At 64.3% G+C, this 23,565-nt stretch carries 24 protein-coding genes; 7 read left to right on the forward strand and 17 right to left on the reverse strand.

Annotated features, from left to right (window positions below):
• Window positions 1–13 precede the first annotated feature (13 nt).
• Both glyA and rpiB read right to left on the reverse strand, forming a co-directional pair.
• Complete coding sequence (gene glyA / locus D2V17_RS18370) at window positions 14–1,327, reverse strand: serine hydroxymethyltransferase (RefSeq protein WP_119594612.1); 1,314 nt, start codon at window positions 1,325–1,327, stop codon at window positions 14–16.
• Window position 1,328: 1 nt separating this feature from the next.
• Window positions 1,329–1,772, reverse strand: a complete 444-nt coding sequence (gene rpiB / locus D2V17_RS18375) for a ribose 5-phosphate isomerase B (RefSeq protein WP_119594613.1) — start codon at window positions 1,770–1,772, stop codon at window positions 1,329–1,331.
• Between the two features lie 142 nt (window positions 1,773–1,914).
• Here rpiB and D2V17_RS18380 point away from each other — a divergent pair, with 142 nt between their 5' ends.
• Window positions 1,915–2,328: a nuclear transport factor 2 family protein gene (locus D2V17_RS18380; protein WP_119594614.1), complete on the forward strand. Its 414-nt coding sequence runs from the start codon at window positions 1,915–1,917 to the stop codon at window positions 2,326–2,328.
• Between the two features lie 91 nt (window positions 2,329–2,419).
• Window positions 2,420–4,210, forward strand: coding sequence for a bifunctional diguanylate cyclase/phosphodiesterase (locus tag D2V17_RS18385; protein WP_119594615.1), 1,791 nt, complete (start codon window positions 2,420–2,422; stop codon window positions 4,208–4,210).
• 73 nt (window positions 4,211–4,283) lie between these two features.
• On the opposite strand, the gene rpoD is transcribed toward D2V17_RS18385, so the two are convergent.
• From rpoD to D2V17_RS18405, 4 genes are all read right to left on the reverse strand, one after another.
• Window positions 4,284–6,314 carry an RNA polymerase sigma factor RpoD gene (gene rpoD, locus D2V17_RS18390; RefSeq protein WP_119594616.1) on the reverse strand — a complete coding sequence of 677 codons (2,031 nt, stop codon included), beginning with the start codon at window positions 6,312–6,314 and terminating at the stop codon, window positions 4,284–4,286.
• A gap of 9 nt (window positions 6,315–6,323) precedes the next feature.
• The gene (dnaG, locus tag D2V17_RS18395) at window positions 6,324–8,222 is read right to left on the reverse strand and encodes a DNA primase (RefSeq protein ID WP_119594617.1); all 1,899 of its coding nucleotides are present in this window, start codon (window positions 8,220–8,222) and stop codon (window positions 6,324–6,326) included.
• A gap of 7 nt (window positions 8,223–8,229) precedes the next feature.
• Window positions 8,230–8,580 carry a GIY-YIG nuclease family protein gene (locus D2V17_RS18400; protein WP_119594618.1) on the reverse strand — a complete coding sequence of 117 codons (351 nt, stop codon included), beginning with the start codon at window positions 8,578–8,580 and terminating at the stop codon, window positions 8,230–8,232.
• Between the two features lie 116 nt (window positions 8,581–8,696).
• Window positions 8,697–9,149, reverse strand: coding sequence for a GatB/YqeY domain-containing protein (locus D2V17_RS18405; RefSeq protein ID WP_119594619.1), 453 nt, complete (start codon window positions 9,147–9,149; stop codon window positions 8,697–8,699).
• Window positions 9,150–9,294: 145 nt separating this feature from the next.
• Between D2V17_RS18405 and carA the strand changes: the two genes are divergently transcribed.
• Entirely contained in the window at window positions 9,295–10,473 is a 1,179-nt protein-coding gene (gene carA / locus D2V17_RS18410; RefSeq protein WP_119594620.1) for a glutamine-hydrolyzing carbamoyl-phosphate synthase small subunit, read from the forward strand.
• 125 nt (window positions 10,474–10,598) lie between these two features.
• Here carA and D2V17_RS18415 read toward each other — a convergent pair whose 3' ends face one another.
• Window positions 10,599–10,961, reverse strand: coding sequence for an endonuclease domain-containing protein (locus tag D2V17_RS18415; protein ID WP_119594621.1), 363 nt, complete (start codon window positions 10,959–10,961; stop codon window positions 10,599–10,601).
• A gap of 195 nt (window positions 10,962–11,156) precedes the next feature.
• On the opposite strand from D2V17_RS18415, the gene D2V17_RS18420 reads away from it, so the two are divergent.
• From D2V17_RS18420 to greA, 3 genes are all read left to right on the forward strand, one after another.
• Window positions 11,157–11,678, forward strand: coding sequence for a hypothetical protein (locus tag D2V17_RS18420; RefSeq protein ID WP_119594622.1), 522 nt, complete (start codon window positions 11,157–11,159; stop codon window positions 11,676–11,678).
• Entirely contained in the window at window positions 11,678–15,004 is a 3,327-nt protein-coding gene (gene carB, locus D2V17_RS18425; RefSeq protein WP_119594623.1) for a carbamoyl-phosphate synthase large subunit, read from the forward strand. Before D2V17_RS18420 ends, carB begins: the two co-directional genes overlap by 1 nt.
• 99 nt (window positions 15,005–15,103) lie before the next feature.
• Entirely contained in the window at window positions 15,104–15,571 is a 468-nt protein-coding gene (gene greA, locus D2V17_RS18430) for a transcription elongation factor GreA (protein ID WP_119594624.1), read from the forward strand.
• A 43-nt stretch (window positions 15,572–15,614) separates the two neighbouring features.
• On the opposite strand, the gene D2V17_RS18435 is transcribed toward greA, so the two are convergent.
• From D2V17_RS18435 to D2V17_RS18455, 5 genes are all read right to left on the reverse strand, one after another.
• Window positions 15,615–15,848 carry a DUF4170 domain-containing protein gene (locus D2V17_RS18435; protein ID WP_119594625.1) on the reverse strand — a complete coding sequence of 78 codons (234 nt, stop codon included), beginning with the start codon at window positions 15,846–15,848 and terminating at the stop codon, window positions 15,615–15,617.
• Between the two features lie 99 nt (window positions 15,849–15,947).
• The gene (locus tag D2V17_RS18440; protein WP_119594626.1) at window positions 15,948–16,439 is read right to left on the reverse strand and encodes a hypothetical protein; all 492 of its coding nucleotides are present in this window, start codon (window positions 16,437–16,439) and stop codon (window positions 15,948–15,950) included.
• Entirely contained in the window at window positions 16,436–16,825 is a 390-nt protein-coding gene (locus D2V17_RS18445) for a hypothetical protein (protein ID WP_119594627.1), read from the reverse strand. The genes D2V17_RS18440 and D2V17_RS18445 overlap by 4 nt, the downstream gene beginning before the upstream one ends.
• Complete coding sequence (locus tag D2V17_RS18450; RefSeq protein WP_119594628.1) at window positions 16,818–17,282, reverse strand: phage holin family protein; 465 nt, start codon at window positions 17,280–17,282, stop codon at window positions 16,818–16,820. Before D2V17_RS18450 ends, D2V17_RS18445 begins: the two co-directional genes overlap by 8 nt.
• A gap of 3 nt (window positions 17,283–17,285) precedes the next feature.
• Entirely contained in the window at window positions 17,286–17,780 is a 495-nt protein-coding gene (locus tag D2V17_RS18455; protein ID WP_245978807.1) for a hypothetical protein, read from the reverse strand.
• Window positions 17,781–17,960: 180 nt separating this feature from the next.
• Between D2V17_RS18455 and eno the strand changes: the two genes are divergently transcribed.
• A complete protein-coding gene (gene eno / locus D2V17_RS18460) occupies window positions 17,961–19,247 on the forward strand; it encodes a phosphopyruvate hydratase (RefSeq protein WP_119594629.1) in 1,287 nt (428 codons plus the stop codon).
• A gap of 33 nt (window positions 19,248–19,280) precedes the next feature.
• Here the strand turns inward: eno and D2V17_RS18465 are convergent, their stop codons facing one another.
• The 5 genes from D2V17_RS18465 to D2V17_RS18485 form a co-directional block, all read right to left on the reverse strand.
• Window positions 19,281–19,592 carry a hypothetical protein gene (locus D2V17_RS18465; protein ID WP_119594630.1) on the reverse strand — a complete coding sequence of 104 codons (312 nt, stop codon included), beginning with the start codon at window positions 19,590–19,592 and terminating at the stop codon, window positions 19,281–19,283.
• Between the two features lie 238 nt (window positions 19,593–19,830).
• Window positions 19,831–20,250: a 6,7-dimethyl-8-ribityllumazine synthase gene (ribH, locus tag D2V17_RS18470; protein WP_119594631.1), complete on the reverse strand. Its 420-nt coding sequence runs from the start codon at window positions 20,248–20,250 to the stop codon at window positions 19,831–19,833.
• A gap of 2 nt (window positions 20,251–20,252) precedes the next feature.
• Window positions 20,253–21,542 carry a 3,4-dihydroxy-2-butanone-4-phosphate synthase gene (ribB, locus tag D2V17_RS18475; RefSeq protein WP_119594632.1) on the reverse strand — a complete coding sequence of 430 codons (1,290 nt, stop codon included), beginning with the start codon at window positions 21,540–21,542 and terminating at the stop codon, window positions 20,253–20,255.
• An 86-nt stretch (window positions 21,543–21,628) separates the two neighbouring features.
• The gene (locus tag D2V17_RS18480; protein WP_119594633.1) at window positions 21,629–22,783 is read right to left on the reverse strand and encodes an alpha-hydroxy acid oxidase; all 1,155 of its coding nucleotides are present in this window, start codon (window positions 22,781–22,783) and stop codon (window positions 21,629–21,631) included.
• Between the two features lie 8 nt (window positions 22,784–22,791).
• Window positions 22,792–23,520 (reverse strand): SDR family oxidoreductase, encoded by a 729-nt coding sequence (locus D2V17_RS18485; protein ID WP_119594634.1) that lies wholly within the window; start codon window positions 23,518–23,520, stop codon window positions 22,792–22,794.
• Between the last annotated feature and the right edge of the window lie 45 nt (window positions 23,521–23,565).

A 23,565-nucleotide genomic window follows, 5' to 3' on the forward strand; every position in this document is an offset into this window, starting at 1 on the left:
ATTGGCGGCCCCGTTACCGGCCCGGATAGACCGGGAAGGCCGCGCACATTTCGCTGACTTCACGCTGCACCCGCTCTTCGATCTGCGCGTCGCCTTCCTCGCCGTTGCGGCTCATACCATGGACCACATCCGCGATCAGCGAGCCGATCTTGCGGAACTCGGCCGGGCCGAACCCGCGCGTGGTGCCGGCAGGCGCGCCGAGGCGAATGCCGCTGGTCACGAAGGGCGAGCGGGTGTCGAACGGGATGCCGTTCTTGTTGCAGGTGAGGAACGCGCGATCGAGGCCCTTTTCCGCCGCCTTGCCAGTGACATCGGCGGGAGTGAGGTCGACCAGCATCAGGTGGTTGTCGGTGCCGCCCGAAACGACGCGCAGGCCGTTCTCTTCAAGACTCGCGGCCAGCGCCCTGGCGTTTTCGACCACGGAGGCGGCATAGGTCTTGAACTCGGGCCGCAGCGCCTCGCCAAAAGCCACGGCCTTGCCCGCGATCACATGCATCAACGGGCCGCCCTGCAGGCCAGGGAACACCGCCATGTTGAGCGGCTTGGTCAGTTCCTCGTCGTTCCACAGGATGATGCCCGAACGCGGGCCGCGCATCGATTTGTGCGTGGTCGAGGTGACGATATGGGCGTGCGGGAACGGGCTGGGGTGCATCCCGCCCGCCACGAGGCCGGAGAAGTGGCTCATGTCGGCCAGCAGATAGGCGCCCACCTCGTCCGCGATCTTGCGGAACTCGGCGAAGTCCCACAGGCGCGAATAGGCGGTGCCGCCCGAGACGATCAGCTTCGGCTTGTGCTTGTGCGCCAGCTCGCGAACCTGATCCATGTCGAGCAGTTCGTCATCGCGGCGCACGCCATAGGCGACCGCGTTGAACCACTTGCCGCTCATGTTGACGGGCGAACCGTGGGTGAGGTGCCCGCCGCTGGAGAGATCGAGTCCGAGGAAGGTGTCGCCCGGATTGAGCAGGGCAAGGAACACCGCCTGGTTCATCTGACTGCCTGAATTGGGCTGCACGTTGGCGAAGTTGCACCCGAACAGCTGCTTGGCGCGCTCGATGGCGAGGTTCTCCACCTCGTCGGCATATTCGCAGCCGCCGTAATAGCGCTTGCCCGGATAGCCCTCGGCATACTTGTTGGTGAAGATCGAGCCGGTCGCTTCGAGCACCGCGGGGCTGGCGATGTTCTCGCTCGCGATCAGTTCGATCCGGTCGCGCTGGCGGCCCAGCTCGCGGCGGATCGTGCCGAACACCGCAGGATCGGCCTGTTCGAGGCTTTCGCTCCAGAAACGGTTGAGGGCTGCGGTAGGGCTGGGGGCTGCAATAGTGGACATATCAGGACTCTTGGGTCGGATGGGACAGTTTTTCGACGCGACCGGCATGGCGGCCACCGCCAAATTCGGTTTCGAGGAAAGCGGTGATGCAGGCCTTGGCCATGTCGATCCCGGTCAGCCGCGCGCCGAGCGCGAGGCAGTTGGCATCGTTGTGCTCGCGGGCGAGGGCGGCGGACAGCGGCTCGGACACCAGCGCGCAGCGCAGCGCCGGATTGCGGTTGACCGCGATCGAAATGCCGATCCCGCTGCCGCACAGCGCAATCCCGCGCTCGGCCGTGCCATCGGCGACGACGTCGGCCAGCAAGTAGCCGAAATCGGGGTAGTCGACCCGGTCGTCGCGGTCGGGACCGAGGTCGGCGACCTCGTGGCCCTCGTCGATCAACCAGTCGCGCAAAAGGGCCTTCAGTTCAAAGGCAGCGTGATCGGATGCGATGGCTATGCGCATGGGCAACTCTTCGGACCTGTTTCTCGGGACAGTGACTCGTCTGGGCGAGCCAATAGGAGCACTTGGGGCCAGTGACTACCGCAAATAGCCTTTTGTACCCCATCGCTCACCTATATGCAGGGACAGGAGAGGAGCCTGCCGCATGACCGAGGACGATTATCACCGCTATATCGCCGCTTTCAACGCCCGCGATTATGCCGGACTGGAGGCCTTCTTCACCGACGATTTCGTGCTCGAAAACGCCGGCTTCGCCGTGCGCGGCAAGCCAGCCTTTCGCGCGTTCTATGCCTTCTTCCACGCGTTCTGCCGCGAAGAGGTGGAGTTCCGCGGGTTCTTTCCGGGCCAAGACGGCTTCGTCGCCAATGTCGTGATCCACTTCACCGGTTTGCAGGAGCTGTCACAACAGCAACTTGATGAGCGTGGCTATTCGGGCATGACGCCGATCCCGGTCGGCATGACCGTGCCGGTCGAGTTCTACATCCACTACAAGCTTAACGCGGATGGACTCGTTTACCATATCAAGGGCGCAGTTTGGATACCTGAAACGCAAAGCTAAGTAATTGCCGCAGGTACTGAACACCGTACATTTACCTATACCATCTAGCTAACCCGCAATACTCATCTGCTAATGAGGTTAGGGTCGCAGCGTGGCAACAGCACGAGCAGGGACGGTCTCCGGACCGTCCTCGAAAGACGAAAACGCGAAGCGGGCGCTGCTGGCGCTGGAGAATGTGGCCAGCGTCGATTTTGCCTATCAGCCAATTGTCAGCACCAAGACCCTGGCCGTGCACGGCTTCGAAGCGCTTGCCCGCACCGATGCAACGCCATTCGCCTCGATCATCGACCTGCTCGAAGCGATGCAGGACACGTCCGACCTCCAGCGCGCCGAAAGCGTGATCCTCGACAATGCGATTGCCAAATTCGCCCGCTACGAGGCCGCTGGCTCTACCCGCCTGTTCTGCAATCTCGATGGCCGCCTGTACGAAGGGGAGAGCCTGTCGCCCGAACTGATGCGCGATCTCCTGCGTCCGCGAAGTCTCCCGCCCGGCGCCATCTGTCTCGAAATTTCAGAACGTTACCAGCTGCAGAACTGGACCAATCTGATCGACCTTTCCAAACAGTTGTCGGCCTGCGGGATGCATACCGCGCTCGACGACTTCGGCACCGGCATGTCGGGTCTGCATCTGCTGCTGCGGGTCGAGCCGAACTATGTGAAGATCGACCAGAGCTTTATCAACTCCATCGCCACCAACCAGCGCCAGCAGGCGGTCGTGTCAAAACTGTGCGGCCTTGCCCATTCGCTCGGTTTCCAGACGGTGGCCGAGGGGGTGGAATGCGAGGAGGATTTTCGCGTCTGCCGCGATCTGGGCTGCGATTTCGCGCAAGGTTACCACATCGCCCGCCCGACAACAGAACTGGGCAAGCTGACTCAGGACTACACCCGCTGCGTTGCGCAGGTAGCCAATGCGGAGATGGAGGAAGATGTCAGCCTGTGGCTCAACAAGACGCCGCCGGTGCTTGCCAGCGATTCGCTACGCAGGCTCGAAACCTTCTTCGAGGACCACCCGGACATGCCGCTGGCCCCCACGGTTGACGATACCGGCATGCTGATCGGCGTCGTCTACGAGGAGGACTTCTTCACTTATCGCAGCTCGGAATTCGGGCGCGCGCTGATGGCCAACAAGGCCTCGGCACCGCTGATCGGCACCTTCGTGCGCAACTGTCCGATTGCCGATGCCACCGGCTCGGTCGAGCAGATCCTCAACAGCTATGTCGATACCAATTCGGCGCGCGGTATCCTGCTGGCGGACGAGGGAGCCTACGTCGGCTATCTGTCGAACCACGCGCTGATGCGGCTGGCGCTCGACCGCGCTGTCTCGATCGCGCGCGACGCCAATCCGCTGACGCAGCTGCCCGGCAACCGTGCGATCACCCACAAGCTGAGCGAACTGACCAAGGCCGGCCCTGAGACCTCGGTCGCCTACTTCGACTTCGACCACTTCAAGGCCTTCAACGACTGCTATGGCTTTGTGATGGGCGACCGGGCCTTGCTGATGTTTGCAGACCAGCTGAAAGACCTCGCGCGCAGGGGCGATATTTTTGCCGCTCACATCGGGGGCGACGACTTCTTCCTCGCGGTGGAAGCAGCGCCGCCCGAAGCCGTGAAGGTCATCGAAGGCATCCGTACCAGGTTCGCATCCGACGCATCGAGCCTTTACAGCCCCGAAGACCGCGAACGTGGCGGCATCGTCGCGCTTGACCGCTATGGCAGCGAACGCCTGTTCCCGATGCTCAGCGTTTCGGCATCGGTGCTGCACCTTCCGGCAGGCATGAACCCCTGCTCGACAGAACACCTTGAAAAGCGGCTCAACAGCGGAAAAAAGCAGGCCAAGCGCTCTCCCGACGGCATTGCCGTGGTGGCGCTGACCTGCTGCTGACTGCGCTGAGGCTCGGCTGTCAGGGAGGGCGAGCGACGCCTGAACGCCGCCCGCCCGCTGCCCCTTAAATCCATTACTGGTCGAGGAACGAGCGCATCTTGCGGCTGCGGCTCGGGTGCTTGAGCTTGCGCAGCGCCTTGGCCTCGATCTGACGGATACGTTCGCGCGTCACCGAGAACTGCTGGCCGACCTCTTCCAGCGTATGATCGGTGTTCATGCCGATGCCGAAGCGCATGCGCAGCACGCGCTCTTCACGCGGGGTGAGGCTGGCGAGCACGCGGGTGACGGTTTCCTTCAGGTTCGCCTGAATGGCCGCGTCGACCGGGATGATCGCGTTCTTGTCCTCGATGAAGTCGCCCAGGTGGCTGTCTTCCTCGTCGCCGATCGGCGTTTCGAGCGAAATCGGCTCCTTGGCGATCTTCATCACCTTGCGCACCTTTTCGAGCGGCATGGAGAGACGCTCGGCCATTTCCTCCGGCGTCGGCTCGCGGCCCTGCTCGTGCAGGAACTGGCGGCTGGTGCGCACCAGCTTGTTGATCGTCTCGATCATATGCACCGGAATACGGATGGTGCGCGCCTGATCGGCAATCGAGCGGGTGATCGCCTGCCTGATCCACCAGGTGGCATAGGTGGAGAACTTGTAGCCGCGGCGATACTCGAACTTGTCGACCGCCTTCATCAGGCCGATGTTGCCTTCCTGAATAAGATCAAGGAATTGCAGGCCGCGGTTGGTATATTTCTTGGCGATGGAGATCACGAGGCGCAGGTTCGCCTCGACCATTTCCTTCTTCGCGATACGCGCCTCGCGCTCGCCCTTCTGCACCATGTTCACGATGCGGCGGAACTCGTTGAGGCTCATGCCGGTGGCGCTGGCGATATCGGCGATCTCGACCCGGATGCGCTCCACCGCGTCGGCTTCCTTCTCGGCGAAGGCGGCCCACTTCTTGTCCTTCCTGGAGCGGTCCTTCAGCCACGCATCGTCCAGCTCGTTGCCGACATAGGCATTGAGGAAATCGACGCGCTTGACCTTGTGACGCTCGGCCAGACGCAGCATCTGCCCGCCAAGAGCGGTCAGGCGGCGGTTGAAGGCATAGAGGTTGTCGACCAGGAATTCGATCTTGGTGGCGTGGAACTGCACCGATTCTACCTCGGCGGTCAGCTCTTCGCGCAGGTTTTCGTATTTGGTTTCCTTGGCCTGCGGGAAGTCCTCGCCCCGGCCCAGCACGTCGACGCGCTCGGCCTGAAGCTTCTCGAACTTCTTGAACAGGTCGGTGATGCGGGCGAAGCGCTCGATGGCGTCGGGCTTCAATGCCGCTTCCATCTGGGCGAGGGACATGGTGTTGTCCTCCTCGTCCTCTTCCTCGCGGCGGCGCGAGGAACCTTCTTCGCCGTCCTCGTCCTCGGAGCTTTCGTCCTCGTCCTCGTCGTCATCCTCACGGATGGTCGGGCCCGCAGTTTCTTCCGAGATTTCGCCGTCGTCGTCGTCTTCGGCGCCCTCGGCCATCTTGTCGACCGGCGGCTCCTTCGAGAGCATGGCGTCGAGATCGAGGATCTCGCGCAGCTGCATTTCCTCGTTGTTGAGCGCTTCGGACCAGGTGATGATCGCGTGGAAGGTGATCGGGCTCTCGCACAGGCCCATGATCATGGTGTCGCGCCCGGCCTCGATGCGCTTGGCGATGGCGATTTCGCCCTCGCGGCTGAGCAGTTCGACCGCGCCCATTTCGCGCAGGTACATGCGGACCGGATCGTCGGTCCGTTCGCCCGCGCCGGTGGCGCGCTTCTTTTCGGGAACGTTCTGCTTGGCCTCGTCGCCATCGTCGTCATCGTCCGACCCGGTCGGCGCGATTTCCTCGACGTTGTCGCCGTCCTCGTCTTCGGCTTCCTCGGCGTTCTCGACGATCTGCACGCCCATCTCGGAGAGCGCGGACTGGATATCCTCGATCTGGTCCGACGACATCTCGCCCTGCGGCAGAGCTTCGTTCAGCTCATCATAGGTGATGTAGCCCTTGCGCTTGGCTTTCGCGATCAGCTTCTTGACCGAGGCTTCGTTGAGGTCGATCAGCGGCGCGTCTTCACTGGCATTGCTCTTGGCGTCAGTGGCCATAATGGTGTCTTATTCCGTTTCGCTCGCGCCTTCCGATGGCTCGGCACCGTTGGGCGTTGGTGTTTCTACCGCGTAAGCTGCGGCTCTTTTTCTGGCCATCTGCCCGATACGCTCCTCAATTTCCAGCTTTCGTTTGCGAAGCACCTGTTGCTCGGCAAACGCGCCTTCGGGATCGGCATCGAATCGGGCGGTGGCCGCCTTTATTGCAGCCTCCAGCGCTGGCCTTTCGACCAGCAGCGAAACTGCTTCGGCAAGGTCCTCGCGCACTTCGACCGGATCTGATCCTTCACCGAGGAAGGAGAAACGGGTGTTATCCGGTGGCGGCGGAACGCTGTCGGGATCGAATATGGGCAAATTTTCGCCCTGTTCAAGGCTTTCCGTACTATCGATGAGATTGTCAATCAGCGGAGCAAGGTGCGGGAGCGCCCGGGCCAGTTCGAACAGGCTGTCGGTGTGGGCGGAAATCAGCTCGCGGTGCCGCAGAAATCCATGCAGCACCGCGCGTGTCAGCACGTCACGCGAAGCCCCTTCGGCAGCCTTGCGCAGGGCGGCGGCATGATGCGGCTCCATCCGCGCAGGTGCCGCGGGTCGCTGACCGGGGCGGCCCTGCCATGGGCCGCGATTGCCCTGCCGTGCCTCGCGCGGGGGGAAGGCGAAGGCGCTGTAGCGGTCGAGCAGCTCGCGCTGATAGAGCGCGCGAATATCGCTGTCGGCGATGGTATCGACATGGCCGAGCAGCCGCGCCTTCAGCCCCGCCTTGTCCTCGGGCGAGGTGAGGGGGGCGGCCGCACTCTCGTGGCTCCAGATCAGGTCGATGATCGAGCGTGGCTCCTCCAGCAGCTTGGCCATCGCTGCCTTGCCGCGCTGGCGAATGATGTCGTCGGGGTCGAGGCCTTCGGGCAGGGTGACGATCTGCAAGGTATGGCCGGGGCGAAGCAGGGGCAGCGCGCGCACCACCGCCTTCATCGCCGCGCGCTGTCCCGCCGCGTCGCCATCGAAGCACAGCACCGGCTTTTCGCAGGCGCGCCACATCAGCTCGATCTGCGGTTCGGTAAGCGCCGTGCCCATCGGTGCGACCGCCTCGGCAAAGCCCGCTGCCACCAGTGCGATCACGTCCATATAGCCTTCGACCGCGATCAGCCGTCCGCTCTTGCGCGCGGCGGGGGCGGCGCGGTGGAGGTTGTAAAGCGTGCGGCTCTTGTCGAACAGCGGGGTGTCGGGGCTGTTGAGATACTTGGGCGCACCCTCCCGCTTTTCGAGAATACGCCCGCCGAACGCGATCACCCGCCCGCGCGCATCCTGAATGGGGAGCATCAGGCGGTCGCGGAAGCGGTCGTAGGGCTCCTTGTCATCGACGGCGATGCGCAGCCCTGCCTCGATCAGCATCGGCTCTTCGAATTTTCCCAGTGCCTGCTTCAGCGCCTGCCGCTCGTCGGGGGCATAGCCAAAGCCGAATTCGCGGCAGACAGCCTCGGAAAACCCGCGCGAGGCGAGATAGTCGCGCGCGTTGCTGCCAACCGGTTGGCGCAGGTTCGCCACCAGCCATTCCTGCGCTGCCTGCATCACATCGTGCAGCGAGGCGCGCTCCTCGGCACGGCGGACGGCGCGCGGATCGGGGGCAGGGACGTCCATTCCGGCAGCGGCGGCGAGTTCCTTCACCGCGTCCATGAACTCCAGCCCGTGCTGCTGCATCATCCAGTCGATGGCGCTGCCGTGGGCCTGACAGCCGAAGCAGTGATAGAAGCCCTTGGCGTCGTTGACGTAGAAGCTGGGCGACTTCTCCTGATGGAACGGGCAGCAGGCCTTCCACTCGTTGCCCGCGCGGGTGAGCTTGGTGGTGCGCATGATCAACGCGGACAGCGTGGTCCGCGTCTTGAGTTCATCCAGCCATTGCGGGGAAAGCGCCATCGGACGCCTATGCGCCACCACATCCGTTCGTGTCGAGCGCAGTCGAGACACCTTCCGGTGGACCAGCTGTGGAACGTTCGGACGGAGGCTTCGCGAAGTGGGACAATGCGTCCCAGTCTGAGCGCGCCAGAGCCTCCTTCTTCGCGCGGGACCATTTCTTTACGCGCAGCTCGCTGTCCAGCGCTTCGTGACGCGTTGGAAAGTCCTGCGCCCAGATCAGGCGCACTGGTCTGCGGGTGCTGGTGAAGCGGCAGTATCCCCCGTGTTGGTGCTCGGCCAGTCTTCGGTCCAGATCATCAGTATGGCCGGTGTAGTATTTGCCGTCGGCGCATTTGAGGATGTAGCACCAGAAGGCCATGGCTTGCGCTCCAACGTGTCTCGACTTTCCGTGTCTCGACTTCGCTCGACACGAACGGGGGGGTGTTGCTCTGAACACTATCCGTTCGCCTCGAGCGAAGTCGAGAGGCCATGCGCCTAGCTAAGCGAAGCCTTCACCCAGCCACTCGCCTTGCCCATGTCGAGCTCCTTGCCATGGCGCGCCTTCAGCTCGGCCATGACCTTGCCCATGTCCTTCATGCCCTCGGCGCCGACCTCGGCCTTGATCGATTCGATGGCGGCCATGGTTTCGGCCTCGCTCATCTGCTGGGGCAAAAATTCCTCGATCACGGCCAGCTCGGCCTGTTCCTGCTCGGCCAGCTCGGTGCGGCCGCCGTCCTGATACATCTGGATCGATTCGCGGCGCTGCTTGGCCATCTTCTGCAGCACATCCACGACCATCGCATCGTCGTCAGCCGGAGCCTCGGCGGTGCGAAGTTCGATGTCGCGGTCCTTGATTTTGGCGGCAATCAGGCGGAGCGCGGCGGTGCGTTCCTTGTCTTTCGCCTTCATCGCGGCGACGGTTTCGGTCTTGATCGTATCCCTGAGCATGATGTCATTCCTGTGGACTGTTCGCGGCCTAGGTAGCGCCGCGCGCAGCAAATCCAAGTCTTGCGCTTGACGCGGGGTCACGTTGTCCCTAGCGGCTCAGGCTTAGCGACATCGCCGGTATCAACCTTTCTACGGGAGCCCATTCATGGCCTTTTCCGCCTCTTCGCCTGCGCCACACGGAGCCACGGGCGTCCTCGTTCTGGCGGATGGAACGATCATCTGGGGCAAAGGCTTCGGCGCCACCGGGGATGCGGTGGGCGAAGTCTGCTTCAACACCGCCATGACCGGCTATCAGGAGGTGATGACCGATCCCTCCTATGCGGCGCAGATCGTCACCTTCACCTTTCCGCACATCGGCAACGTCGGCACCAACGGCGAGGATGTGGAAAGCGCGGTCGAGGGCGCGGTGGGCTGCGTGGTGCGCGAGGACGTGACCTTGCAGAGCAACTTCCGCTCCGAGGTCGAGTTCGTCGAGTGGATGAAGGCCAAGGGCAAGATCGGCCTGTCGGGCGTCGACACCCGCGCGCTGACCCGCCGCATCCGCATGAGCGGCGCGCCCAACGCGGTGATCGCCCACAGTCCTGAGGGCAAGTTCGATCTCGATGCGCTGCTCGGCAAGGCGCAGGGCTGGCCGGGTCTTGAGGGCATGGACCTTGCCGTGGGTGTGACCCGCAGCGGTGAGGAGAGCTGGAACGGTTCTTACTGGCAGCTCGGGCATGGTTACCATTCTGCGGGTGTTGGTGACAGGCCGCACGTCGTCGCCATCGACTATGGCGCGAAGGACAACATCTTCCGCAACCTCGTGCGCGCTGGCGCCAGGGTGACGGTGGTTCCGGCGCAAACCTCTTACGACGCCATCATGGCGCTAAAGCCTGCAGGCGTGTTCCTCTCGAACGGCCCCGGCGATCCGGCGGCGACGGGCGAATATGCGGTGCCGGTGATCAAGGCGCTGCTCGATGCGGACATGCCGCTGTTCGGGATCTGCCTCGGCCACCAGATGCTGGCCCTGGCGGCAGGCGCGAAGACGGTGAAGATGCACCAGGGCCACCGCGGCGCGAACCACCCGGTCCAGCGCGTGGGCGAGGGCTGGGGCGAGACCACGGGTCTGGTCGAGATCACCTCGATGAACCACGGTTTTGCGGTCGATGCCGACAGCCTGCCCGCGGGCGTGGAGCAGACGCATGTGTCGCTGTTCGACGGCTCGAACTGCGGGATCGCGATTGCGGGCAAGAAGGCATTTGGGGTGCAGTATCACCCCGAGGCCTCGCCGGGGCCGCAGGATAGTTTTTACCTGTTCGAGAAGTTTGTGGGGATGTTGGGGTGAGCGATCACCTGACCACCTCCCAAGACTCCCTTCCCCTCGGGGAAGGGCCGGGGATGGGGGTTTCCACGTTGATATTGCAGCGCCACACTTCGAACCTCGCACACCCATCCCCCAACCCCTTCCCTTCAGGGAAGGGGAGTCCGGTTGCGCGCGAGGGCGATTTCGTCCGCGATCACTTGCAGCACGCCTTGGGTGTTGGCGAGGATATCGTGGTTCCAGAAGCGCAGCACGCGGTAGCCGTACGCCGCGATGATGCGCGTTCGGTTCGTATCGGCGTCGCTGGCGCTGTGCTGCCCGCCGTCGCACTCGATGGCGAGGCGCAGCGAGCGGCAGGCGAAGTCGGCGATGAAGTCGCCGACCGGGAACTGGCGAGTGAACTTCGCGCCGCAGAACTGGCTCGCGCGCAGGTGCGACCACAGGCGCTGTTCGGCTTCGGTCGGGTTGTTGCGAAGATCGCGCGCAAGGTTGGTCAGACGCTTTTTGGCCATGCTCGCACACCCATCCCCAACCCCTTCCCTCAAGGGAAGGGGCTAAACGTAACCGCAGCCGTATCGCGACGCAAACTCCCCTCCCCGTGGGGAGGGGTTGGGGGTGGGGGTACGGCGCTCGCCGCACTAACCCTCATCACCACCCCCGCCGCCGCCCAGGACATCGCCCCACAGGCCGTAACCCTGATCGAGGGCGTGGTCTTCGCGGGCGAGGGCGGCGTGGAACTGCTACCCGCCGACGACGGCTCGACCTTCGTCGCCAGCTTCTGGCGTCCGCTCCAGTTCACCAAAAACGAGCAGGTCATCGCCGGGCGCATGGAGTGCCGCGCCGCTGCCGAGCGCGCGCCGATGCGCGCCACCTGGGCCGACCAGTCCGCCATCTACAAGGCCGAACACCAGCAAGGCTCGCTCGGCGATTTCACCGAGATCGACACCCGCACCGAGGCCAACGCCCTCTCCAGCCGGTTCGACGTGCTCGGCCGTCGCCGCGATCCGCTGCGCTATGAAGTGCGCAGCTATATCGCCGTGCGCACCGGCACCCAGCTCGTGAACCTGCGTGAAACCTGCCAGTTCCTGCGCGACGGGCAGGTCGCCCGCCAGAACTTCTTTCAATATGTGGATCGCCACACCAGCTTCGTGCTCGCGCTTGCAGCACCGGCTGAGGCCGATCCCGCCGCCGCCACTTCGCTAGACACCCTTACGGAAATCCCCTCCTGATGCCCAAACGTACTGACATCTCCTCGATCCTCGTCATCGGTGCCGGCCCGATCATCATCGGCCAAGCCTGCGAGTTCGACTACTCCGGCACCCAGGCCATCAAGGCGCTGAAGGAGGATGGCTACCGCGTCATCCTGGTCAACTCGAACCCGGCCACAATCATGACCGACCCGGACATGGCCGACGCCACCTATGTCGAGCCGATCACGCCCGAGATCGTCGCGAAAATCATCGCCAAGGAAAAGCCCGACGCGCTGCTGCCCACCATGGGCGGACAGACCGCACTGAACTGCGCGCTGCGGCTGGAGGAAATGGGCGTGCTGGCCGAGCACGGCGTCGAGATGATCGGGGCCAAGGCCGATGCCATCGACAAGGCGGAGAACCGCCAGCGCTTCCGCGAGGCGATGGACAAGATCGGGCTGGAATCGGCGCGCAGCGGCGTCGCCCACTCGATGGACGAGGCGTTCGAAATTCTCGAACGCACCGGCCTGCCTTCGATCATCCGCCCCTCCTTCACCATGGGCGGCACCGGCGGCGGCATCGCCTATAACAAGGCCGAGTTCGAAGCCATCGTGCGCTCGGGCCTCGACGCCAGCCCCACCACCGAGGTGCTGATCGAGGAATCGCTGCTCGGCTGGAAAGAGTACGAGATGGAGGTGGTGCGCGACCGCAAGGACAACGCGATCATCATCTGCTCGATCGAGAACGTCGATCCGATGGGCGTCCACACGGGTGACTCCATCACCGTCGCCCCGGCGCTGACGCTGACCGACAAGGAATACCAGATCATGCGCAACGCCAGCATCGCGGTGCTGCGCGAGATCGGCGTGGAGACGGGCGGCTCGAACGTGCAGTTCGCGGTCAATCCCGCCGATGGCCGCCTGATCGTGATCGAGATGAACCCGCGCGTGTCGCGCAGTTCGGCGCTGGCCTCGAAGGCGACGGGCTTCCCCATCGCCCGCGTCGCCGCCAAGCTGGCGGTGGGTTACACGCTCGACGAGATCACCAACGAGATCACCGGCGCGACGCCCGCCAGCTTCGAGCCGACCATCGACTATGTCGTGACCAAGATCCCGCGCTTCGCCTTCGAGAAGTTCAAGGGCGCCGAGCCGCTGCTGTCGACCGCGATGAAGTCGGTCGGCGAGGTGATGGCAATCGGGCGCAACATCAAGGAATCGATGCAGAAGGCGCTGCGCGGGCTCGAAACCGGGCTCGACGGGTTCAACCGCGTGGTCGAGATCGAGGGCGCGAGCCGCGATGTCATCACCGCCGCGCTCAGCCGCGCCACGCCCGAGCGCCTGCTCTGTGTCGCGCAGGCCTTCCGCGAGGGGTTCACGGTCGAGGAAATCCACGCGATCACCCACTATGACCGCTGGTTCCTGCGCCACATCGAGGAAATCATCGCGGCGGAGAAGGCCATCGCCACCGACGGCCTGCCGAACGATGCCGAGGGCCTGCGCAAGCTGAAGGCGATGGGCTTCTCCGACAAGCGGCTGGCCACGCTGGCGGTGCGCTCGGTCAATGTCGCGGGCGGGCTGGCCGAGACCCAGGCCAAGCGCTCGGGCCTGCTGCACGACGCCCTGCGCGCCATGGCCGGGGCCACCAGCGAGGACGAGGTGCGCGCGCTGCGCCACAAGCTCGGCGTGTTCCCGGTGTTCAAGCGCATCGACAGCTGCGCCGCCGAGTTCGAGGCGATCACGCCCTACATGTATTCGACCTACGAGGCCCCGAGCTTCGGCACGCCCGAAGACGAGGCGTTCCCCTCCGAGCGCGAGAAGGTGGTGATCCTTGGTGGCGGTCCGAACCGGATCGGGCAGGGCATCGAGTTCGACTATTGCTGCGTCCACGCCTGCTTCGCGCTGGCCGATGCGGGCTATGAGACGATCATGGTCAACTGCAACCCCGAGACCGTCTCGACCGACTACGACACCTCCGACCGGCTCTATTTCGAGCCGCTCACCGCCGAGGATGTGCTCGAAATCCTGCGGGTGGAGCAGAGCAAGGGCACGCTCAAAGGCGTGATCGTGCAGTTCGGCGGGCAGACTCCGCTCAAGCTCGCGGGTGCGCTGGAGAAGGCTGGTATTCCGATCCTCGGCACCACGCCCGACGCCATCGACCTTGCCGAAGACCGCGAACGCTTCGCCAAGCTGGTGGACAAGCTGGACCTCAAGCAACCCGAAAACGGCATCGCCCACAGCGGCGAAGAGGCGCTCGCCGTGGCGCACCGCATCGGTTACCCGGTGCTGCTGCGCCCGTCCTACGTGCTCGGCGGGCGGGCGATGGAGATCGTCGATTCCGACGAGCAGCTCGCCAACTACATCGCCACCGCGGTGCAGGTCTCGGGTGACAGCCCGGTGCTGGTCGACCAGTATCTGCGCGACGCCATCGAGTGCGACGTCGATGCCCTGTGTGACGGCGAGCAGGTCGTGATCGCGGGCGTGATGCAGCACATCGAGGAGGCGGGCGTCCACTCGGGCGACAGCGCCTGCAGCTTGCCGCCCTACAGCCTGCCGCAGGACATCATCGACGAGATGGAGCGTCAGGCCGTGGCGCTGGCCAACGGGCTCGGCGTGCGGGGCCTCATGAACGTGCAGTTCGCGGTGAAGGACGGCGAGGTCTACCTGATCGAGGTGAACCCGCGCGCGAGCCGCACGGTGCCGTTTGTCGCCAAGGCCACCGGCTCGCAGATCGCCAAGATCGCCGCGCGCGTGATGGCGGGCGAGAAGCTCGCCGACCTGCCGCCGATCAAGCGCGAGCTGGACTATGTCGCGGTGAAGGAGGCGGTGTTCCCCTTCGCGCGCTTCCCCGGCTCGGACCCGGCGCTGACGCCGGAAATGAAGTCAACCGGCGAGGTGATGGGCATCGACCGCGATTTCGCCACCGCCTTCACCAAGTCGCAGATCGGCCAGGGGTCGAGCCTGCCCGAAAGCGGCACGCTGTTCGTCTCGGTCAAGGATAGCGACAAGCCGCATATCCTCGCCCCGGTGAAGGCGCTGATCGAGGCCGGCTTCTCGGTCATCGCCACCGGCGGAACGCAGGCCTACCTTGCCGAGCAGGGCCTCGACGTGAAGCTGGTCAACAAGGTGGCGCAGGGCCGTCCGCATGTGGTCGACCGGATCGTCGATGGCGAGGTGGCGCTGGTGTTCAACACCACCGAGGGTTGGCAGAGCCACAAGGACAGCCAGTCGATCCGCGCCTCCGCGCTCGAAATGAAGGTGCCGTACTACACCACGGCCGCGGCTTCGGCGGCGGCGGCGCAGGCTATTGTCTCGGTAAAGGTCGCCGATCTTGAAGTACGATCGTTGCAGGACTATTATAGCTCGTAGACAAATGTAGGCTTTCCCCGACAAAGCAGGCTCACTCTTCCGCCATCCGGGCGGAGGGGGCCGCTTTGACGGGCGAATGTGGACTGGACAGGGAATACGATGGAAAAGGTGCCGATGCTGGCGGAAGGCTACGAAAAGCTGACCGCTGATTTGAAGGCTTTGCGGGAAGAACGTCCGCGTATCGTCGATGCGATCGAGGAAGCCCGCGCCCACGGCGATCTTTCGGAAAATGCCGAATACCATGCCGCGAAGGAGCGGCAGGGCCAGGTCGAAGCGCAGATTTCCGACATCGAGGACAAGGTCAGCCGCGCTCAGATCATCGACCCGACCACGCTTTCGGGCGACCGGGTGGTGTTCGGTGCCACCGTCACCGTGCTCGACGAGAACGAGAAGGCTTCGACCTACCAGATCGTCGGCATGGCCGAGAGCGACGCCAAGAAGGGCCGCATCTCTTACGAAAGCCCGCTTGCACGCGCGCTGATCGGGAAGTCGTTGGGTGAGGAGGTCGAAGTGACCGTGCCCTCTGGCGACAAGTTCTACCTGATCGAGAAGATCGAATTCATCTGATACAAAAAAGGCCCGGACATCGATCCGGGCCTTTTCGTATGGCTCACTCGCCGTCGAGCGAGGGTTCGAGCAGCTTGTGCAGATGCACGATCACATATTTCATCTCCGCATCGTCGACCGTCCGCTGCGCCCAACCGCGCCAGGCTTCCTGCGCGGTGGCGAAATCGGGATAGAAGCCGACAACGTGGATGTCCTTCAGATCCTGAAACTCGACCGTGCGCGGATCTTTTACCCGGCCACCGATGACGAGGTGCAGAAGTTGTTCGGACGTGGGCATGAAGGGCGGCCTTTCTGATAGAGGAGAGGGAGAGGATTGCGCTCCGCTCTATCGTCTGGCTCGAATGGTGCAAGATCGCAATTGGCCTTGCCCCCGCGCCTAGTGCCGCTTGAGCGCCCGCATGATCGTCTTGGTTACCTCGCGCCCGGCGATCCGTGCGCTGTCGCCGGCATTGCCCGCGCGATAGCTCGCCTCGCGGCCCACCCTGCGCACGGCGTCGCCGGCACTGTCACCGAGGTCGGTCAGCTTGCGTTTGCCTTCCTCGCCTGCGTGCCCGGCGCTGTCGCGCAGCTCGGACAGGAAGCCCAGCGCGATCTCGCTGCCGACCGAGGCAAGGCCAGCGGCCTTCACACCGGTGCGCGCAGCCGCCCGGCGCGGCCCCTTGAACAGGCTGGCGATCAACACGCCCGCCACGACGCCGCCAGCCACCGTGGCGACCGGGTGCTCCTTGGCAAAGGCGGTAAACTTGTCCTTCGCCTCGACGGCCCCGGCCTTGGCGCTATCGCCCAGCTTGCGGGCGCGGCGCGCAGCCTCGCTCTCCTGGGCTGCTTCGATCCGCTCTTTGAGAGCAGCGCGCTTGTCATCGCTCATGCTTGTGTCTCCGCTGGAATTTCAGGTTCATCTGGCGAACGATCGGTGTCGTCCGCTTGTTCCGCGCTGTCGTGGGCGGCCTCGTCATCGCTTTCCTCGTCGTCCGCAAACATTTCGCGCACCATGGCGGCGAGCGGTTCGCGGAAGATCCACAAGGCGATGGCAGCCACCAGCGCGGCGATCACGGTCCCAAGCTGGCACCGGTGACCGGCGACATAGTCGCGGGTGTCGTCAGCAAGATCGCGCGCGCGGCTGGTCATGTCGGGGCCAGGCGGCGAGTCCGGGTCCAGTTCGCGTTTGAGGTGCGCAATATCGGCAAGGACAAGCGCGCGCGCGGCATCGCGCAGCATGCGGTCCTCGCGCAATTGCAGTTCGAGGTCAGGCATCGGGGCGATCCTCCGCTGCCGCATCGCCGGGCGCAAAGGCGCGCCGGATCGAACCGATTGCCCCCTTCGCCCCGAGCACCGCCACCCAGGCCAGCAGCAACAGGATGCCGACGACAATCGCCGTCGCGCCCCATGCCGTTACCAGAGGGATCAGCGCAATCAGCAGGCCAACGGTCAGGCCGACCGCTGCGAGCAGCACGAGCACAAGCGCGACAACCCCGAGCGCAATTGCCGCGATAAGCCGATTGCCTGCAAGGCGCACGCGCGTCTTCTGGAAGGCAATCTCGGCATCGAAATAGTTGAACGCATCGCTGACGAGCGCCCCGATATCGTCGGCGAGCACACGCGCAAAGGACTCGTCGGGGTCGCCCCCCGCCGAGCCTTGCTGCGTGGGCCCCGGCTGATCGTCGGAATCGGGCCGGGGCGGTGCGGATGGATCAGGCGTGCTGGCAACCACGCGTCAGCGGCGGAACAGACGCGAGACCAGGAAACCGGCAAGCGCGGCAATGCCGACAGCGGTCGCGGGGCTCTTGCGGATGGCTTCGCGCGCATCCTCGCCCAACTCTTCGTAGCTCTTGTCGTTCAGCGTCTTTGCCGAATCCGTCAGGTAGCCCGAAGCGCGGCGAGCGTAGTCGCCATATTTGGCGCCGAATTTCTCGTCGATGGCGGCAGCATTTTCGTCGACCAGCTTGGACAGGCTGACAAGCGCATCGCTCGCCTTGGCCTTTCCTTCAACGGCCAGTTCGCCCGCGCGGGCCAGCGCATCGTCAGCCATGTCATGGCCCCGCGCGCTCGCTTCGCTCTTGAGCGCAGCGGCACCGGCCTTCGCCTCGCCAATCGCGGCGTTGAAGCGCGACTTCGCCTCTTCCGTACCGGCGGTGGAGGTCGGATCGGGTGCGGTTACAGCAACGGCGGTGGCGGGCTTGGGAGCGTCGGTCTTCTGGGTAGGAGCCATGGTATTCCCTTTCTTGCGGAGCGCACCGGACATCCCCTCCGGCGCGCGCGAACTACTTTGCAGGGGTATTATGATGTTAATACACCCACTTTCAAGACTTCAACGCGTCTTGCCCTTGAATGTTCCGCGGCATAGGAGGCGCGCAACTGTCTTAAACACGCCACTCTGGAGCGCTTAGCAATGACCGCCATTATCGACATTCACGGCCGCGAAATTCTCGATAGCCGGGGCAACCCCACGGTCGAGGTCGACATCCTGCTCGAAGACGGCAGCTTCGGCCGCGCGGCGGTGCCCTCGGGCGCCTCGACCGGCGCTCACGAAGCCGTGGAATTGCGCGACGGCGAGAAGGGCCGCTATCTGGGCAAGGGCGTGCTGAAGGCAGTCGATGCGGTGAACACCGAGATCGCCGATGCGCTGCTCGGCCTCGACGCGGAAGACCAGCGCGACCTCGACTATGCGATGATCGAGCTTGACGGCACCGCCAACAAGGCGCGCCTCGGTGCCAACGCCATCCTCGGCGTGAGCCTCGCCGCCGCCAAGGCTGCAGCCAACGCGCGCGGCCTGCCGCTTTACTCCTACGTCGGCGGCGTGTCGGCCCATGTGCTGCCGACCCCGATGATGAACATCGTCAACGGCGGCGAACACGCCGACAACCCGATCGACGTGCAGGAATTCATGGTCATGCCGGTCGGTGCGGAAACGCTGGCCGAGGGCGTGCGCTGGGGCGCGGAAATCTTCCACACGCTGAAGAAGGGCCTCGCGGAGAAGGGCCTGTCGACCTCGGTTGGCGACGAAGGCGGCTTCGCGCCGAACCTCGCTGGCACGCGCGATGCGCTCGACTTCATCATGGCCTCGGTCGAGAAGGCCGGGTTCAAGCCGGGTGAAGACATCGTGCTGGCGCTCGACTGCGCCTCGACCGAGTTCTTCACCGATGGCCGCTATGACCTTGCGGGCGAGCAGCTTTCGCTCAACTCGCTGGAAATGGCGGAATACCTCGCCAAGCTTTGCGCCGACTATCCGATCAAGTCGATCGAGGACGGCATGGCCGAGGACGACTTCGAGGGCTGGAAGGCGCTGACCGACATGATCGGCGACAAGGTCCAGCTGGTGGGTGACGACCTGTTCGTGACCAACCCCAAGCGCCTGACCATGGGCATCGAGCAGGGTCTCGCCAATTCGATGCTGGTGAAGGTGAACCAGATCGGCTCGCTGACCGAGACGCTGGAAGCGGTCGAGATCGCGCACCGTGCGGGCTACACCAACGTGATGAGCCACCGCTCGGGCGAAACCGAGGATGCGACGATTGCCGATCTGGCGGTTGCCACCAACTGCGGCCAGATCAAGACCGGCTCGCTCGCGCGTTCGGACCGGCTGGCGAAGTACAACCAGCTGATCCGCATCGAGGAAGAACTGGGCAGCGGTGCGCGCTATGCGGGCAAGGGCTGCTTCGGCCGTCTGGGCGGCTGACAGGGCGAAATCACGGGGCCGGGCAGGGCGCAATCAGCGCTCGGGCTCGGCCTCGACTTCCTGCTCGATCCGTTTTTCGATCGGCTCCAGCCGCTCCATCACCTTACGGTTCTTGCGGCTGAGCAGATACTGCCACACGCCCCAGGCGTTGATGAGCAACAGGATGGCGTTCATCGCCGCAATCGGCATCGCACCCGATGTCAGTCCCGACACGATCCAGATGATCGACACCGCGCAAAACAGGATGAAGGCATAGCCGGTAGCCCTTCGTCCGAGGTCGGCGGCAATCAGGCCTGCGGCGAGCATCGCGCCGATGGCCGCGATCCATTCAAGAGGTCCGTTCATTACCAGAGCAAGCGGCGAGATGCAGGTTTGGTTCCTCGAAATCCAGCATCGATCACATTACGATGTGAACGATGTTGGAAACGGGGTCGCAGGAGAGTAGATTGGAGTTCCTGCGATCCACCTCGCGCACAATCGCCGGCCGCTCCTCGCGGCGCACGATTGAATCAATTGTACCCCTCGTCGCCGAACACATGACCACCCAGAACGATGGGCAGCGCGCCGAACGAGGGGCGTCCAGCTACTGAAACGTCTCCTGCAATTCGAGCAACCGCATGGCCGCGACGGCCGCCTCGCCGCCCTTGTTCTTCTGCGCCGGATCGGCGCGCACCAGCGCCTGCTCCTCGTTCTCGACCGTGAGGATACCGTTGCCGATGGCCACCGCATCCATGGTCAGCGCCATGATCGCACGCGCGCTCTCGCCGGCCACGATTTCAAAGTGATAGGTCTCGCCCCGGATCACCACACCGATGGCGACGAAGCCATCATAGCGCCCGCTTTCGGCAGCAAGCGCAATCGCGCCGGGCACCTCGAGCGCGCCGGGCACGGTCAGCACATCGACGCTGTGCCCTGCCTCTTCCAGCGCGGCACGGGCGCCGGCGATCAGCAGATCGTTGAGGTGGTCGTAGAAACGGGCTTCGACGATAAGGAAACGGGCCATGATTATTCTTCTCCGCAGGCAATCGGGCGTTCCCCGACAATCGACAGGCCATAGCCATCGAGGCCGACCAGCGAATGCGAGGTGTTGGTAAGCAGGATCATGTCGCGCACGCCCAGTTCGGTGAGGATCTGCGCGCCGACGCCATAGTCGCGCTGCTCTTCCTCGCTTTCGCGCGGACGCCGTTCAAGCGCCCGGATCGCGCGCGAAACATAGTCGGCCGAGGGACGGTTGATCAGGACCACCACACCCGAGCCTTCTTCGCCGATGGCTCGCATGGCGCCTTCGAGCAACCGCGAGCGCTCGATATCGCGCGCGAACACGTCGTCGAAGATGGCGAACGCGTGCATCCGCACCAGCGTCGGCCTGGCGGGATCGATATGGCCTTTGACCAGCGCCAGGGTCTCGTCCTTCGTGGCCTTGTTCCAGAAGCTGATCGCGCGCCAGTCGTCGCCCCAGCGGCTGGAGAACCGCGCTTCGCCGCGGTTTTCGACAAGGTGATCGTTCTGGCGGCGGTAGGCGATCAGATCGCGGATCGTGCCGATCTTCAACCGGTGCTTGCGGGCAAAGGCGATCAACTGGTCGAAGCGGGCCATGGTCCCGTCCTCGTTCATGATCTCGCAGATCACGCCGCTCGGGTTGAGCCCGGCGAGCCGCGAGATATCGACCGCCGCCTCGGTATGCCCGGCGCGGACCAGCACGCCGCCCTCGCGCGCAACCAGCGGGAACACGTGACCGGGGGTGACGATGTCGTCCGGGCCTTTCGAGGCGTCAATCGCGACCGAAATGGTGCGCGCGCGGTCGGCGGCGCTGATCCCGGTGGTGACGCCCTCGCGCGCCTCAATGGCGACGGTGAAGGCGGTTTCGTGGCGGGTGCGGTTCTTGCGGCTCATCAGTTCGAGCCCCAGCGAGTCCACGCGGGTCTTGGACAGTGCGAGGCAGATCAGCCCGCGGCCATGGGTCGCCATGAAGTTGATCGCATCGGGCGTCGCCATCTGCGCGGGGATGATGAGGTCGCCCTCGTTCTCGCGGTCCTCGTCGTCAACGAGGATGAACATGCGCCCGTTGCGCGCTTCCTCGATCAGCTCCTCGATCCCGACCAGCACCGGGCTGTCGTCGTTTTCGGAGAGAAAGCGGTCGAGCTTGCCGAGCGTTTCGGCCGTCGGGTTCCAGCCCGGCTCGGTACAGTCGCGCAGGGTGTTGGCATGGAGGCCGGCAGCACGGGCGAGCCCGGCGCGGGTCATCTTGCCCTCTCCAATAAGGGCCAGAACCTTGGCGAGAACCTGATCGGACATAGACAGTTCCTAAATCACATTTCAATGTGAACCCCATCTAGTGGTCACATTGAATGTGATCAAGCGCCAAAATCGAGCTATTGTCGTCAAGGACCGAATACGGCGTGGTCCAGCTCTGCCACACTGGTGACGCCGAGATAGGCGATGGTCCGTCGCAGCTCCTGCGCGAGCAGATCGATCGCGCGCGTCACGCCGGCTTCGCCACCAGCGGCAAGACCATAGAGCGTCGCCCGCCCGAGCAACACCCCCTTCGCACCCAGGGCCAGCGCCTTGACCACATCGCTGCCGCGCCGCACTCCGCTATCGAACCACACGTCGAGCCGGTCGCCCGCTGCCGCCAGCACGGCGGGCAGGGCATCGATGGCGGCAACCGAGTGATCGAGCGCCCGCGCACCGTGGTTGGAGACGACCACGCCGTCGATCCCGCGTCGCGCCGCCTCAAGTGCGTCATCGGGATGCAGCACGCCCTTCAGCACCATCTTGCCGCGCCACATCGCGCGCAGTTGCGCAATGCCGTCCCAGTCGAGATTGTCCTGCTTGAACTGTGCCCCCGGCTTGCCGCCCTTGCCAATCGAATGACGCAGATGCGGCGGCAGGTTCGCCTGCTGCGGCAACTTGCCCTCGCGCAAAACATACTGCCCGATCACACCAAGCAGCCAGCGCGGATGGGTCAGCACGTCAACCACATTCTGGCGATTGGGCTTGAACGGTATGCCGAAGCCGTTGTGAAACAGATACTCGCGGTTGGGCGGCACCGGCAGATCGAGCGTGACGAACAGCGTGTCGCATCCCGCATCCTGCGCACGGCGCACGACATCGAACGACAACTCACGGTTCTCCCAGAGGTAAAGCTGGAACCACACACGCCCGGCTTCGACCGCGATCATCTCCAGATCGAGGGTGCTGGCGCTGGAGATCGTGAACGGAATGCCTGCTGCCCGTGCCGCCCGCGCCAGGGCAATATCGCCGTTGTAATGGATCAAGCCAGCGGCACCGGTCGGGCCGATGGCGAAGGGCAGGGCGCTCGGCTCACCCAGCAGTTCAGCCGAGAGGTCGACCCGCTCGACATTGCGCGCCACGCGCGGCACGAAGGTCAGCGCATCGAGCGCGGCGCGGTTGCGGTCCATGCCGATCTCGTCCTCAACGCCGCGTTCGAGATACTCCCAAACACCGCGCGGAAGGCGCCGCCTGGCCTTGCGGCGCAGATCGGCGATATTCCAGCAGGCCAGATCTGCCGACATCGGAGGGTTTATCCGCGTCCGAGGAAGGGCAGCTTGTTCTGCACCATCAAGGCCTCATAGAAATTGAGGTGATCGGGCATGTCGCACATGTGGACGATAATGCCTGCCGCCTCTTCCGGCGTGGCGGCGAAGTTCTCGGGCAGCTTGACCGACCCCGGCATGATCTCGGTGACAACGATGCCGGGGTGGAAGATCGACACCGCAATATTGCTGTCGCGCCCGTCAACCGCCAGCGCATGGGTCAGCCCGGCGAGGCCAAACTTGCTGGCGGTGTAGGAGGGGCACTCCGAACGCGGCACCTTGGCCGAGATCGAACCGACATTGACGATGCGCCCGTGGCCGCCTTTGAGGAAGATCGGCCAGGCATGCTTGGCGCACAGGAAAGCACTGGTCAGGTTGGTGTTGATGACCTGCATCCACTGCTCAAGGCTGGTCTCATGCACGGGGGTATTCTCGGCGATCCCGGCGTTGTTGATCAGCACATCGACGGTGCCGAATTTCGCCACGGCCTCGGCAAACAGGTTGGCGACGGCTTGCTCGTCGGTGACATCGGTGGCCACGGCCAGCGCTTCGCCGCCCATCGCCTCGATCCTCGCCACCAGCCCTTCGAGCCGCTCCACCCGGCGCGCGGCAAGCACAACCTTGGCACCACGGTTGACGAACTCGACAGCACAGGCCTCGCCAATGCCAGAACTTGCCCCTGTGACGACGGCCACACGGCCCGCAAGGATCGACATGGTGCTGAATTCTCCTCTCCAATTTGCGCCGGGCGTACAGGAGGG

The organism is Aurantiacibacter xanthus, from assembly GCF_003584015.1.
Taxonomy (GTDB): Bacteria; Pseudomonadota; Alphaproteobacteria; order Sphingomonadales; family Sphingomonadaceae; genus Alteraurantiacibacter; species Alteraurantiacibacter xanthus.